Genomic DNA, 12935 nt, shown 5'->3' with positions numbered 1-12935 from the left:
GAAAAAGCGGACGGCGCGCCGCGAAATCGCCATGTCGGGCGAACGGCTGGATCAGGCGGCCATGCGAAATGGCTGTTGCGGTTCGACCATGTATTTCCGGCGCATCTTCATGAACGGTTGTTCGATGGCGAAATAAGTCAGGGTGGAAAGGGCGATCGATGCCGGAAAAACCACGACCGTGCAGATCAGCAGCGCATTGATGTGCGGATTCGGCACCAGCTTAAGGATGTCTCCGTACTTTCCGATCTGGGTGATGACGATGAAGTTGGTCAGATAGATGGAATAGGAGATCGAGCCGATATAGGCCGCCATCCGCGACAGGGCAGGGGAACCGGAAATGCGGATGGACAGATAGGTCACAATGACGAACGCCCAGCCAGCCGCCTCGACGGTGGGCCAGACCGTCTTCCAGGTGGCGATCACCGGATAACCTCCGGCCCGATGAAAAACCGTGATCATGGTCAGCATCAACAGGACTGCGGGCAGGAAGGCCCGCCCGAGCCATAAGGTGCCTCTTGGAGTATCGTTGCAGCGGCGCAGCGCCACGGCCGCAATCATGCCGATCAGGAACTGGTCGATGCGTCCGACGATCGTCCAATAGGCGATTGCGCGGGAATTCGCGCCGAACTGATCGGCGATAAGCCGATAGACGAATGCGCACAGGATCATCAACGCCAGTTGCCGGCACCCCTGCCGGTTCAGGATCGACAGCAGAAAGGGGAAGATCAGATAGAACTGGAACTCGACGGCAACCGTCCAGAACAGGCTGGTGGCTACCCCGTAAGTCGCCTTGTTCCCGGCATTCAGGAATGGAATCGCCATCTCGAGAATTTTGGCCGGATCGACGGCATCCGGCGTCATGGCGATGCCGACAAGGAGAAGCCATGCATAAAGAGGATAGATTCGCAGCAGACGGTTCCGCAGGAAGCCGAAATAAGCGACTTCACGGCCGTTTGCGCCCCATGTGAAGATGAAGCCGGATAAAACCATGAAGAGCGCGACGCCGGTGTGTCCTTCCACCACCATCGCCAGCAATGGATTTTTCGTGTGGACCCAGCCTTCGATCAGATTTCCACCCGCCGATTGAGGAAGGAGCTGAAAAGAATGGTAGTGTAAAACAATAAGTGCTGCAAACGCGCGGAGATGGTCAAGCCGTGGAAGATATGTGATGTTGACGGATTTTTCCATTATTCTACTTTTCGGAATTCTGATTTGGAATCAAGATTTTCTATAACAGTCTGTATGATCTTTTTCTCGAGGAATCTCTTCATCCACGAGGCTGCTGCTCTTTGCGCCGATGGTCGCCCGAAGCGGGCGGCGGCTTATGTCGTGCCGCTGGTATTCGAGTCCGCAGCCTTTCCCCCGTTCTTAACCTCCGTCTCCTTCAGCACCTCGTCAAGCCAGCGCAGATGCGGTTCGGCGGCCTTGCGCGCCTCCTCCTGGGTCTGGCGATACCGGGCGACCACCTCCTGGCCCAGCGGGGTCAGGCCGGCGCCGCCGCCCTCACGCCCGCCGACGCTGGTGCGGATCACCGGTTCGCGGAAGGCGGTGTTCATCGTCTCCACCAGGAACCAGGCGCGGCGGAAGGTCATGTCCAGCGACCGCGCGGCGGCAGAGATCGAGCCGGTACGGTCGATGGCCTCCAGCAGGGCGATCTTGCCGGGGCCGATGGCGCCCGACGGGTGCAGGAAACGGACACGAAGGTCGGCAGGCATGGTGTTCCGATGCAAATCCGAAAGAGAGGGGAACAACCATGTGGAGGCCGGCCCGCCGGTTCAAGCGACAAGTCGGGCAATAGGGGGAACCACCGATGGGATGCGCAATCGGCCGCACCCCTCCAGTGGCTTCCCGGCATAGCGTCCCAGGGCGGCTCCCCGCCGTCGCGGAAGTTACTCCGCCCCGGCCGCCTCGGCGAGGCCCAGGAAGGCGGGCAGCTCGTGGGTGATGACATAGGTGGGGATCGGCGCCAGGAAGTCGCGCATCCGGCCCTTCTCCATGAAGCGCTTGCGGAAGCGGGAGTGGGTGAACAGCGTGCCCAGCTTCGGCACGATGCCGCCGGCGATGTAGATGCCGCCGCGCGCGCCGAGCGTCAAAGCGAGGTTGCCGGCGACGGTGCCCAGCATGGCGCAGAACATCTCCACCGCCTCTATGCAATGGGCCTCGCTGCCGTTCAGGGCGTTGTCGGCCACCTGCGCAGGCGTGAGGGCGGCCGGTTCCCGCCCGTCCAGGATCGACAGCGCGCCGTAGAGGTTGACGAGGCCGGGACCGGACAGCACCCGCTCCGCCGAGACATGCTCGAAGTTCTTGCGCAGCTGGCCGAGCACGGCGCTCTCGCGTTCGCTGATCGGCGCCATGGTGACATGGCCACCCTCACCCGACAGGGCGGTCCAGCGGTTGTTGGCGCCCGGCACCAGACCGGACACGCCCAGCCCGCTGCCCGGCCCCAGCACGCCGACGACGGCACCCGCCTGCGGCGCGCCCTCGCCGATCTGGCGGCGGTCCTCCTCGGCCAGACGCGGCACCGACAGGGCGACGGCGGTGAAGTCGTTGATGACGACCAGCCCGTCCAGCCCCAGCGCGTCCCGCACCCGGTTGACGGAGAACTGCCAGACCAGATTGGTCATGGCGATGCGGTCGCCGGTAACCGGCCCGGCCACCGCGAAGGCGCCGCGCCGCGGCCGGCCGGGGGTACCAACCGCCGCCAGCCCGACCGCCGTCAGATAGGCGGTGGCCGCATCCTCGATCGAGGCGTAATCGGCACAGCGCAGCACGCGGGTGTCGCGGACGATACGACCGTCGATCAGGCCGAAGCGGGCATTGGTGCCGCCGATGTCGGCAACCAGAATGGGGGCCGGAATGGGGGCAGCGTTACCGGCGGTGCCGGGAATGGCGGGGGAGAGGTCGGCGGCCATGGATCCGGATCTGCGGTGTTGGTGGGCCGAGCGGATGCTCAGGTGACCGGAAAGTCATACGGTGCCCGCGTCAATGCGTCTACATAGCTTTCGCGCCACCAGTTGATGTCCTGCCGCCGCAGGGTCTGCATCAGGGCGGCGTGGCGTTCCTTGCGCTCTCCCAGCGGCATGGTCAGCGCCCGCTGCAACGCGTCGCCAACGCCCTCGATGTCGAACGGGTTGACGATCAGCGCCTCGCCCATCTCGTGGGCGGCACCGGCGAACTGGGACAGCACCAGCACGCCCGGATTGTCGGCGTCCTGGCAGGCGACATACTCCTTGGCGACCAGATTCATGCCGTCGCGCAGCGGCGTCACCAGCCCGACATTGGCCAGCCGGTAGAAACCGGCCAGAACGCGCTGGCCGAAGCTGCGGTTCAGGTAGCGGATCGGCTGCCAGTCGAACTCGGCGAATCGACCGTTGATGCGGCCGGCCATTTCCGACAATTCGCGGCGGATGGCGATGTATTCCGGCACATCCTCCCGGCTTGGCGGGGCGACCTGCAGGAAGGAGACGCGGTTGCAGTGCTCCGGGTAGCTTTCCAGGAGCTGTTCGAAGGCGGCGAAGCGCTGCGGCAGGCCCTTGGAATAATCGAGCCGGTCGACGCCGATGATCAGCCGGCGCCCCACCAGGCTTTCGCGCAGCCGTTCGGCCTGGCGCGAGCGGCCGGCGGTGCGGGCCAGGCTTTCCAGCGCCGGAGTGTCGATGCTTATGGGGAACACCTTCGCCATCAGGGTGCGGCCGAAGGCGCGGATCATCGCCGTGCCGTAGGCGCCGCGCTGTTCCACCGTGCCGTCGGTCTCGGTGCGGATGTAGTCGCAGAAGCCGCGCAGGTCGGTGGCGGTGTGGAAGCCGACCAGATCGTAGGCGCATAGCTCGCGGATCAGGTCGCGGTGGTTGGGCAGGGCGGTCAGCAGTTCCGGCGGCGGGAAGGGCGTGTGCAGGAAGAAGCCCATGCGCTGCGAGCAGCCGCGTCGGCGCAACTCGTCGCCGAAGGGGATCAGGTGATAGTCGTGGACCCAGACCATGTCGTCCGGGCGCAGCAGCGGCTCCAGCTTGTCGGCGAAATAGGCGTTGACCCTGGAATAGCCCTCGCGCGTGCGCCGGTTCACCGAGATCAGCCCCAGGCGGTAGTGGAACAGCGGCCATAAGGTCTGGTTGGCGAAACCGTTGTAATATTCCTCATGATCGCGGCGGCCCAGATCCAGCGTGGCGTAGGTCAGCTTGCCGGCCTCCGTCTTGGTCGGCTCCGCCTGGGACTCGCCGTCGACGACCGTTCCGCTCCATCCGAACCAGATGCCTCCGGTCTTCTTCAAGGCTGCCAGGATGGCGACGGCGAGACCGCCTGCGGCCTGCTTGCCCTCTTCCATAAGGGCGACCCGGTTGGATACGACGACGAGCCTGCTCACGATCTTCTTCTCCTTATTGGCCGCCGGCAGGGCGTTCCGCAGTCCGCATCTTCAGGGCCGCCGTAGCGGACACCCGGTATTGGACCACTGCGAAACGACAAAGGGCGGCCTTGGTTCCGAACCCCCGCCGTCACGCTCACGATAGCGGTCCGAAGGTACGGCACCCTTTGTCCTTTAGGGCAGGCTGTTTCACGAAAGGTTATGCTGCGATGCAACATACTCTGCTGAACCCTATCCGGTTCGCGGTATCTCCTGTTTCGATTAACGTGATGTAATGAATGAGAAATTCTTTTTGGGCTTGAAGGCGAGGAGCCACGCGCTCATATTGTGCAGTGCGGCAACGGTCGCGCCTCGGCGTGGACGTTGGCGTAACGCACTTCTTGGGCGTTTCCTCCCTAGACTAAAGGCCGCGGGTCCGCCCGCGGCCCTTTTTTTGGCCTGACGGTCGGGTTGATGGGACCGGAGGGTCAGCGTGGACCAAGCCCGTCGGGCGGCAACAGGCCCAGCGTGTCGACCAGTTCGGTCATGTGGCGGGCCAGGGTGCCCAGATAGGGCAGGCGGGTCAGCGCCGCCTCGTCCATGTAGAGGTCGCGGGCGATTTCGATTTGAAGCGTGTGGATGCCCTGGCGCGGCCGGCCGTAATGGCGGGTGGTATAGCCGCCGGCATAGGGATTGTTGCGGCTGACCGCATAGCCCAGCCCACGCAGGTAATCCTCCGCCGCGTCGATCACCGCCGGGGCGCAGGCGTTGCCGAAACAGTCGCCCAGCACGATGTCGGGGTGGGTGCCGCCGCGCCCGCTTCCCCGTCCACCGGTGGTGACGCTGCCCGACGGCATGGAATGGCAGTCGATCAGCAGGACATGGCCGAAGGCGTCGCGGGTGCCGTCCACCAGCTGGCGCAGCGCGTTGTGATAGGGGGTGTAGCAGCGGCTGACGCGGTCCAGCGCCTCGGCGAAGCGCAGCTTGCCCTTGTAGATGTCCTCGCCGTTGGCGACCACGCGGGCGATGGTGCCCAGCCCGGCCGCCACCCGGGGGGAGCGGGTGTTGACATAGGCCGGCAGCGGATCGGCGAACATCTCCGGGTCCAGCTCGTAGGCCTCGCGGTTGACGTCCAGATAGGCGCGCGGGAACAGGGCGCGGATCAGCGGCACGCCGAAGCCGGGGGCGAAGGCGAAGATCTCGTCGACGAAGCAGTCCTCCGACTTGCGCAGCGCTCGGGCATCCAGGCGGGACGAGGCGAGGAACTCTGCGGAATACGCGTTGCCGCTGTGCGGCGACGCCAGCACGAGCGGCAGCCTCTGGCTCTGCGGGGCCAGAATTTCGAAGGCCGGGGCGTTGGGCAGCGGAGCGTTGGCGGCCGGGTCGGCACCGGCACCAGCGCCGCGTTGCGCGTCGAAGGAGGCGTCCATGATCGAATGATGTAATGGACGCCGGCCCCGGTGTCACGGAACCTCTGTCACGGAAGCATCTGCGATGGGGCTGGCCATCCTGCCGCCGGCGGATAAAAAAAGCGGATGGGTGGTACGAAAGGGCTTGCGTGTCGGCAAGGAGGTCGGTATACACCCGCCCACGCCGGACGGAACGACGCCAAGTGCTTCTCCGCCGGCCGCTACAGTGGGCGGTTAGCTCAGCGGGAGAGCACTACGTTGACATCGTAGGGGTCACTGGTTCAATCCCAGTACCGCCCACCATTCTGAAGGCCGCGGACCGGAACGGGTTCGCGGCCTTCGCCGTTTCGGGGCTGCTTTTGGGGGCTGCCGCACCTCTTCGGCGGCTGCATATCTGAACTCCGCCCGTCCGGGCCGCGGCCTCTCGCCACAATCCTCCCTGCGCCGTACCATCCGGTCGGCAAACAAAGCATCGGGAGGATCTTCATGCCTGTCCATACCCTGCGCCGCAGCGGCCGGAGCCTTGCCGCAGCCGTCGGCGCGGTGCTGGTCTGTGCCGTCACCGCCCTGTCGTCCGCCGGTGCGCTGGCGCAGACCGCTCCATCGGCATCGGCCGCTTCACAGCCCGCCGAAAGCTCGCGCCTGGATGCCGTTCTGTCTGCCGGCACGCTGCGCGTCGGCACCACCGGCGACTACAAGCCCTTCACCTATCTGAACCCGCAGACCCAGAAGTTCGAGGGCATGGACATCGACCTTGCCGAAGCGATGGGCAAGGCGCTGGGCGTGAAGGTGGAGTTCGTGAAGACCAGTTGGAGCAACCTGCTGCCCGACCTGCTGGCGGACAAGTACGACATCGCCGTCGGCGGCGTCTCCGTCACGCTGGAGCGGCAGAAGAAGGCGCTGTTCTCCGATCCGCTGATGCGCGACGGCAAGACGCCGATCACCCGCTGCGAGAACAAGGACCGCTTCCAGACCGTCGCCGACATCGACAAACCCGGCGTCCGCCTGATCGTCAACCCCGGCGGCACCAACGAGAAGTTCGCCCGCGCCAACATCCGCACGGCGCAGATCGAGGTCCATCCGGACAACGTCACCATCTTCGAACAGATCGTCGCCGGCAAGGCCGACCTGATGATCACCGACGCGGTGGAGACACGGCTTCAGCAGAAGCTGCATCCCGAACTGTGCGCCGTCCATCCGGACCAGCCCTTCGACTTCTCCGAAAAGGCCTTCCTGCTACCGCGCGACATCGTGCTGAAGCTGTGGGTCGACCAGTGGCTGCACCAGGCCGTCGCCACCGGCCAGTATCAGGCCGTGTTCGATCGCTGGCTGAAGTAGCTGGTCCCGACAACTGGAGATGCCGTCGTGCCATCCGCAGCGCGGCGGCATTTCCATGCGGCCGGATGGAGTTCCGCAACTATGCACCGAACCGGCGTTTTATCCGGCGCCCGGTGCAAATGCACCAAGGGCCCGGCGATTGCTCGCCGAGCCCTTGATCGATTTGGTGGAGCCAAGCGGGATCGAACCGCTGACCTCTACAATGCCATTGTAGCGCTCTCCCAGCTGAGCTATGGCCCCTTAACTCTGGGGGCCGGTCGTTTCCGTCCGGCCTTGGTGGAGCGGGATAATAGTCAGGCAGCGGAGTGATGCAAGCGGAAAATTCGTCCTTTCGCGCTTTTTTCACGGCCCCGCCGCCCGTCCCGCTGCCACCGGGAAGGGCGCCGGTCAGCGCTCCTCCTCGTCCTCGCCCTCGACGTCGACAACCTCGTCCATGTCGTCCTCGCCCAGTTCGGACGTGTCCTCGATCAGGACATCGTCCTCGTCCTCGGCGGTGTCGTCGGCTTCCTCGATGTCGTCGACCGACATTTCGTCCTCGGCATCCTCCAGCTCCGGAGTCTCGGCCTCGGTCTCGGCCTCTTCCTCGTCCTCGGCCACGACAGCCACCTTCTTGGTGTCGTCGACCGGGGCCGGACGGGCCTTGCGGGACTTCAGCAGAGCCTCGGGATCGAACTGCGCGCCACAGCTCGGGCAGACCGGCGGGTCCTTGCGCATGTCATAGTAACGAGCGCCACAGCTCGGGCAGATGCGCTTGACGCCCCATTCGGGTTTGGCCACGCCACGTCCTCCGTCACAAAAATCAGGGGGGTTCTCAAGAGGCGCCCTTTGCCACGCCCTGCGGCGCTTGTCAAAAAAAAGATGAGACGAGCCGGCCGCCGCAGCGTCGCAGCACCGGCGGGAAAGTGGTATCCCGCCCGGGCAGGGGTTGCCTTTACGCGACGTTAACCATAACTCGCTAGAACGGACCTGCACACCGTGCAACTCCTCCATTTGGTTTCCTCCTTGAACTCGGGGCCGCTTTCGGGCGGCCTCTTTTCATTTGCGCAAGGCGGAGGCTGCCGGGTGGGCGGCCAGGATGCTGATGCGGGCGGCGATTTGGCTCCTCTCGCATCGGGGCGGGGGCTGTGATAGGAACGGCGGCCACAACCGCTTCCCGTTCCGATCCGAAGGACCCGTCCCATGACGCACGCAAGGCCGCTGCGCTCCACCACCACCGGCGCGATCCGGGGCAGCATCCGCGTGCCCGGCGACAAGTCGATCTCGCACCGGTCGCTGATGCTGGGCGCCATCGCCGTGGGCGAGACGGTGATCCACGGCCTGCTCGAAGGCGAGGATGTGCTGCACACCGCGGCTGCCATGCGTCTGCTGGGGGCCGAGGCGGAGCGGAGCGACGATGGCCAGGGGGGCGGCGTCTGGCGCGTGCGCGGCGTCGGGCTGGGAGCGTTGCAGGAACCGGCGCAGGTGCTGGACATGGGCAACAGCGGCACCGCCGCCCGCCTGTTGATGGGGCTGGTCGCCGGCCATCCGATCACCTGTGTCTTCACCGGCGACGCCTCGCTGAACAAGCGGCCGATGGCCCGCGTCACCAAGCCGCTGGAGGAGATGGGCGCCCGCTTCGTCGGCCGCTCCGGCGGACGTCTGCCGCTGACCGTGGTCGGCAGCGGCGAGCTGGTTCCGATCGCCTACCGCCTGCCGGTGGCCTCCGCCCAGGTCAAGTCGGCGATCCTGCTCGCCGGCCTCAACACCGCCGGCGCCACCACGGTGATCGAGGCGGAGCCGACGCGCGACCACACCGAGCTGATGCTGCGCCATTTCGGCGCCACCGTGACCACCGAGCGGCTGGAGGACGGCGCGCTGGCCGTCACCGTCACCGGCCAGCCGGAGCTGACCGGCCGCAGCATCCATGTGCCGGCCGATCCCAGCAGCGCCGCCTTCCCGGCGGTCGCCGCCCTGTTGCGGCCGGGCTCCGAACTGCTGCTGAACGACGTCGGCATGAACCCGCGCCGCACCGGCCTCTACGACACGCTGGTCGAGATGGGCGCCGACATCGCCTTCGAGAACCGCCGCGACCAGGCGGGTGAGCCGGTGGCCGACCTGCGGGTGAAACACAGCGCCTTGAAGGGCATCGTGGTGCCGGCGGATCGCGCGCCCAGCATGATCGACGAATATCCGGTCCTGGCCGCCGCCGCCGCCTGTGCCGAGGGCACCACGGTGATGCTGGGGCTGAAGGAACTGCGGGTGAAGGAGAGCGACCGCCTCGCCATGGTGGCGGAGGGGCTGACCCGCTGCGGCGTGTCGGTGGAGGTCGGTGCCGACGACAGCCTGACGGTCCATGGCACCGGCAAGCCGCCGAAGGGCGGCGCCACCGTACTCACCGCCATGGACCATCGCATCGCCATGAGCTTCCTGGTTCTGGGCATGGCGACCGAACAGCCGGTGTCGGTCGACGACGGTGCCTTCATCGACACCAGCTTCCCCGATTTCGTCGGGCTGATGAACGGGCTCGGCGCCGCGATCGTGGAGGCGTGAGACCATGACGCAGCCGCTTTCCAACCAGGGCGCTCCGGCCGGGACCGTGGTCGTCGCCATCGACGGCCCGGCCGCCAGCGGCAAGGGCACCCTGTCGCAGCGCATCGCCGATGCCTTCGGCTTCGCCCACCTCGACACCGGCGTGCTGTACCGCGCGGTCGGCGTGTCGGTGCTGCGGGCCGGCGGCGATCCCGCCGACAATGCGGCGGCGGCGCATGCGGCCTATGACCTGCACCCCGAACACCCGATCCTGCGGGAGGTGGCTCTGCGCACCGACGAGGCGGCGCAGGCGGCCAGCAAGGTGGCGGCGGTGCCGGAGGTGCGCGCGGCGCTGCTCGACTTCCAGCGGCGCTTCGCGACCCACCCGCCGGGCGGCGCGGCGGGGGCGGTTCTGGACGGGCGCGACATCGGCACGGTGGTCTGTCCCGATGCCCAGGCCAAACTGTTCGTTACCGCTTCGGTGGAGGTCAGGGCCGAACGGCGACTCAAGGAGTTGCAGAGGCGGGGGATTCCGGCTATATCCTCCGATGTCCTGGAGGACATGAAGGCTCGTGATGCGCGCGACAGCCAGAGAGCGGTGGCCCCGCTCCGTCCGGCTGCCGACGCTTTTGTGCTTGATACGTCCGCTCTCGATGCCGATCAGGTGTTCTCGATGGCGGTCGCCCACATCGGTTCGAAAACCGGTCTGAAGCCCACGGCGTAACGCCGCCGCTTCCGACTTCCGTTGACGGGCCGCCGGTGGCGGCGCGAACGGGTCCGACTCCCTCCAAGGAAAACCATCAACCAAGTCGCCGGGCGTGGTGCCCGGCGCGGCGGTTCGGTCGAGGTCCCACCCGTTTTGCCGCGGGAGGGACCGGAACGGGGCCGCTTTCGCGCCACCTTTAGGAGTTTCAATGGCACAGTCACTGGCCCGCACGGTCGAAAAGGAAAGCTTCGCGTCTCTGCTTGAAGAGTCGTTGGGCGCGGCCGAGTCGCTCGAAGGTACGGTCGTCAAGGGACGCGTCGTCGCCGTCGAGAACGACATGGTCACCATCGACGTCGGTCTGAAGTCGGAAGGCCGCGTCGCGCTGAAGGAATTCGCCGTTGCCGGCCAGCCGCCCGAGCTGAAGGCGGGCGACACCGTCGAGGTCTACCTCGAGCGGATGGAAGACAAGAACGGCGAGGCGATGCTGAGCCGTGAGAAGGCGAAGCGCGAAGAAGCCTGGGCCCTGCTGGAGAAGTCGTTCAACGACCAGACCCGCGTCACGGGCGTCATCTTCGGCCGCGTCAAGGGTGGCTTCACGGTCGACCTGTCGGGCGCCGTTGCCTTCCTGCCGGGTTCGCAGGTCGACATCCGTCCGGTCCGCGACATCTCCCCGCTGCTGGGCACCCCGCAGCCGTTCCAGATCCTGAAGATGGACCGCTCGCGCGGCAACATCGTCGTGTCGCGCCGCGCCGTGCTCGAAGAGAGCCGTGCGGAGGCCCGTTCGGAGCTGGTGGCCAACCTCAAGGAAGGCCAGATCCTCCAGGGCGTCGTCAAGAACATCACCGACTACGGTGCGTTCGTCGACCTGGGCGGCGTCGATGGCCTGCTGCACGTCACCGACATCGCGTGGCGCCGCATCAACCATCCGTCGGAAGCCCTGCAGATCGGCCAGACCGTCACGGTCCAGGTCATCCGCTTCAACCCGGAAACCCAGCGCATCAGCCTGGGCATGAAGCAGCTCGAAGCCGACCCGTGGGAAGGTGTCGAGGCCAAGTATCCGGTCGGCGCGAAGTTCAAGGGCCGCGTCACCAACATCACCGACTACGGCGCCTTCGTGGAGCTGGAGCCGGGGATCGAGGGCCTGGTCCACGTTTCGGAAATGTCCTGGACCAAGAAGAACGTCCATCCGGGCAAGATCGTGTCGACTTCGCAGGAAGTCGAGGTCATGGTCCTGGACGTCGATCCGCAGAAGCGCCGCATCAGCCTCGGCCTGAAGCAGTGCCTGGACAACCCGTGGGAGACCTTCACCGACAAGTTCGGTCCCGGCACCGAGCTGGAAGGCGAAGTCAAGAACATCACCGAGTTCGGTCTGTTCGTCGGCCTCCCGGGCGACATCGACGGCATGGTCCACATGTCCGATCTCGACTGGAACAAGTCGGGTGAAGAGGCGATCGCCGAGTACAAGAAGGGCGACCGCGTCAAGGTCAAGGTTCTCGACGTCGACGTCGAGAAGGAGCGCATCAGCCTCGGCATCAAGCAGCTGGCCAGCGACCCGTTCGAGTCGGCCACCGCCGGCCTGAAGAAGAACGAAGTCGTGACCTGCACCGTGACGCAGGTGACGGACGGCGGCATCGAAGTGACCGTCGGCGAGGGCTACACCGGCTTCATCCGCAAGTCGGACCTGTCCCGCGACCGTTCGGAACAGCGCCCGGACCGTTTCGCCGTCGGCGAGAAGGTCGATGCCAAGGTTACCCAGATCGATCGCGCTTCCCGCCGCATCTCGCTGTCCATCAAGGCCCGCGAGATGGAGGAAGAGAAGCAGGCGATGGCCGAGTTCGGTTCGTCCGACTCGGGCGCCTCGCTGGGCGACATCCTGGGCGCCGCTCTGAAGCGCAAGCAGCAGAACGACGAGTGATCGCCTGACGCCGTTCTCCCCTGCGTCGCCGCAGGGGAGGGGGCTTAGCGATCTCCCGGAAGGGTAAGAAAAAGGCCGCGTCCCGGTTGGGGCGCGGCCTTTTTCGTCGCTCCATTTTGCTAATGCCGCCGCGGTTCCGGGCTGCGGGTCAGCGACGTGATGCTGTCGTCGTAGCGGAATTCGGGCATGTCGCGGACGCTGGCGGCCGTCACCTCGCGCAGATGGATCGCCTCGGTGCCGGTCCGCAGGTCGGCCAGGGTCAGGTCGGCCGCGATGTTCTTGCCGCCGAAGCCCAGAATGCCGCCGGAATGGATGACGATGTATTGGGCCTCGCCCTTGTCGTTGAGGATCACGTCGGTGACGGTGCCGATCTTCGATCCGTCGGCACCGAGGACGCTGCGGTCCATCAGCTGGTCGACGCTGGGGCCGGTCTTGCGTTCCACCGCCGCACCGACGGCCGGCGTCGAGCCGTTGATGATGACGCTCTGGGCAGCCGCGCCCGGCGGAGTCGTCATGCCGACAAGCAGTGTCAGTGCCGGCAATGCGAACCACATCTTGTGGGTGATCTTCAGCATGGGCGCTTCTCCTCCCCCAAGGATCTATGGGATCGCGCGGGATCCATCTTGGCTCCACCCGCCTTAACCGGGGACGCTTGAAATAGTTGCGGGGAGGCTGCCCTTACCCCTCTTCCGTGTCGATCCCCAGGCCGGCCGACGGCGA

The 12935-nt window shown here is 66.0% G+C and carries 11 protein-coding genes and 2 tRNA genes; 5 read left to right on the top strand and 8 right to left on the bottom strand.

All coding sequences use genetic code 11. From position 1 onward, the window contains the following. Positions 1 to 51: 51 nt before the first annotated feature. The 5 genes from VH569_RS03140 to VH569_RS03120 all read right to left on the bottom strand — a co-directional run bounded on the left by VH569_RS03140 (position 52) and on the right by VH569_RS03120 (position 5769). Positions 52 to 1188, bottom strand: a complete 1137-nt coding sequence (locus tag VH569_RS03140; RefSeq protein WP_423313958.1) for an acyltransferase family protein — start codon at positions 1186 to 1188, stop codon at positions 52 to 54. A gap of 134 nt (positions 1189 to 1322) precedes the next feature. Beyond that, on the bottom strand, positions 1323 to 1715 hold the full coding sequence (locus VH569_RS03135) for a winged helix-turn-helix domain-containing protein (RefSeq protein ID WP_423313956.1): 393 nt from the start codon (positions 1713 to 1715) through the stop codon (positions 1323 to 1325). A gap of 174 nt (positions 1716 to 1889) precedes the next feature. Next, positions 1890 to 2912, bottom strand: a complete 1023-nt coding sequence (locus VH569_RS03130; protein ID WP_423313954.1) for a glucokinase — start codon at positions 2910 to 2912, stop codon at positions 1890 to 1892. A 38-nt stretch (positions 2913 to 2950) separates the two neighbouring features. Then, positions 2951 to 4360, bottom strand: a complete 1410-nt coding sequence (gene otsA, locus VH569_RS03125) for an alpha,alpha-trehalose-phosphate synthase (UDP-forming) (RefSeq protein WP_098738939.1) — start codon at positions 4358 to 4360, stop codon at positions 2951 to 2953. Between the two features lie 467 nt (positions 4361 to 4827). Beyond that, positions 4828 to 5769, bottom strand: a complete 942-nt coding sequence (locus VH569_RS03120; RefSeq protein ID WP_109050405.1) for an N-formylglutamate amidohydrolase — start codon at positions 5767 to 5769, stop codon at positions 4828 to 4830. 207 nt (positions 5770 to 5976) lie between these two features. Between VH569_RS03120 and VH569_RS03115 the strand changes: the two genes are divergently transcribed. Further along, a tRNA-Val gene (locus VH569_RS03115) sits at positions 5977 to 6051 on the top strand. Positions 6052 to 6234: 183 nt separating this feature from the next. Further along, entirely contained in the window at positions 6235 to 7086 is an 852-nt protein-coding gene (locus tag VH569_RS03110; RefSeq protein WP_423313951.1) for a transporter substrate-binding domain-containing protein, read from the top strand. A 164-nt stretch (positions 7087 to 7250) separates the two neighbouring features. Here the strand turns inward: VH569_RS03110 and VH569_RS03105 are convergent. Continuing rightward, positions 7251 to 7326 (bottom strand) — tRNA-Ala (locus tag VH569_RS03105). Between the two features lie 147 nt (positions 7327 to 7473). Then, on the bottom strand, positions 7474 to 7863 hold the full coding sequence (locus VH569_RS03100; protein ID WP_423313949.1) for a TIGR02300 family protein: 390 nt from the start codon (positions 7861 to 7863) through the stop codon (positions 7474 to 7476). Between the two features lie 402 nt (positions 7864 to 8265). Here VH569_RS03100 and aroA point away from each other — a divergent pair, with 402 nt between their 5' ends. From aroA to rpsA, 3 genes are all read left to right on the top strand, one after another. Next, the gene (gene aroA, locus VH569_RS03095; RefSeq protein WP_423313947.1) at positions 8266 to 9615 is read left to right on the top strand and encodes a 3-phosphoshikimate 1-carboxyvinyltransferase; all 1350 of its coding nucleotides are present in this window, start codon (positions 8266 to 8268) and stop codon (positions 9613 to 9615) included. Positions 9616 to 9661: 46 nt separating this feature from the next. Next, positions 9662 to 10318: a (d)CMP kinase gene (cmk, locus tag VH569_RS03090; RefSeq protein WP_423314122.1), complete on the top strand. Its 657-nt coding sequence runs from the start codon at positions 9662 to 9664 to the stop codon at positions 10316 to 10318. A 190-nt stretch (positions 10319 to 10508) separates the two neighbouring features. Beyond that, positions 10509 to 12215: a 30S ribosomal protein S1 gene (gene rpsA, locus VH569_RS03085; RefSeq protein ID WP_042694362.1), complete on the top strand. Its 1707-nt coding sequence runs from the start codon at positions 10509 to 10511 to the stop codon at positions 12213 to 12215. 119 nt (positions 12216 to 12334) lie between these two features. Here rpsA and VH569_RS03080 read toward each other — a convergent pair whose 3' ends face one another. Further along, positions 12335 to 12790, bottom strand: coding sequence for a PRC-barrel domain-containing protein (locus tag VH569_RS03080; RefSeq protein ID WP_423313944.1), 456 nt, complete (start codon positions 12788 to 12790; stop codon positions 12335 to 12337). Between the last annotated feature and the right edge of the window lie 145 nt (positions 12791 to 12935).

Source organism: Azospirillum sp. 11R-A (assembly GCF_049472615.1).
GTDB classification, from domain to species: Bacteria; Pseudomonadota; Alphaproteobacteria; order Azospirillales; family Azospirillaceae; genus Azospirillum; species Azospirillum palustre.
The sequence above is the reverse complement of the archived record's forward strand: the minus strand, read 5'-3'. Positions and strand labels throughout refer to the sequence as shown.

Excerpts from the sequence above, each read along its gene's own strand:
- VH569_RS03140 (WP_423313958.1), bottom strand. The coding sequence starts at position 1,188 with ATGGAAAAATCCGTCAACATCACATATCTTCCACGGCTTGACCATCTC.
- VH569_RS03135 (WP_423313956.1), bottom strand. The coding sequence starts at position 1,715 with ATGCCTGCCGACCTTCGTGTCCGTTTCCTGCACCCGTCGGGCGCCATC.
- VH569_RS03130 (WP_423313954.1), bottom strand. The coding sequence starts at position 2,912 with ATGGCCGCCGACCTCTCCCCCGCCATTCCCGGCACCGCCGGTAACGCT.
- VH569_RS03120 (WP_109050405.1), bottom strand. The coding sequence starts at position 5,769 with ATGGACGCCTCCTTCGACGCGCAACGCGGCGCTGGTGCCGGTGCCGAC.
- VH569_RS03110 (WP_423313951.1), top strand. The coding sequence starts at position 6,235 with ATGCCTGTCCATACCCTGCGCCGCAGCGGCCGGAGCCTTGCCGCAGCC.
- aroA (WP_423313947.1), top strand. The coding sequence starts at position 8,266 with ATGACGCACGCAAGGCCGCTGCGCTCCACCACCACCGGCGCGATCCGG.
- rpsA (WP_042694362.1), top strand. The coding sequence starts at position 10,509 with ATGGCACAGTCACTGGCCCGCACGGTCGAAAAGGAAAGCTTCGCGTCT.
- VH569_RS03080 (WP_423313944.1), bottom strand. The coding sequence starts at position 12,790 with ATGCTGAAGATCACCCACAAGATGTGGTTCGCATTGCCGGCACTGACA.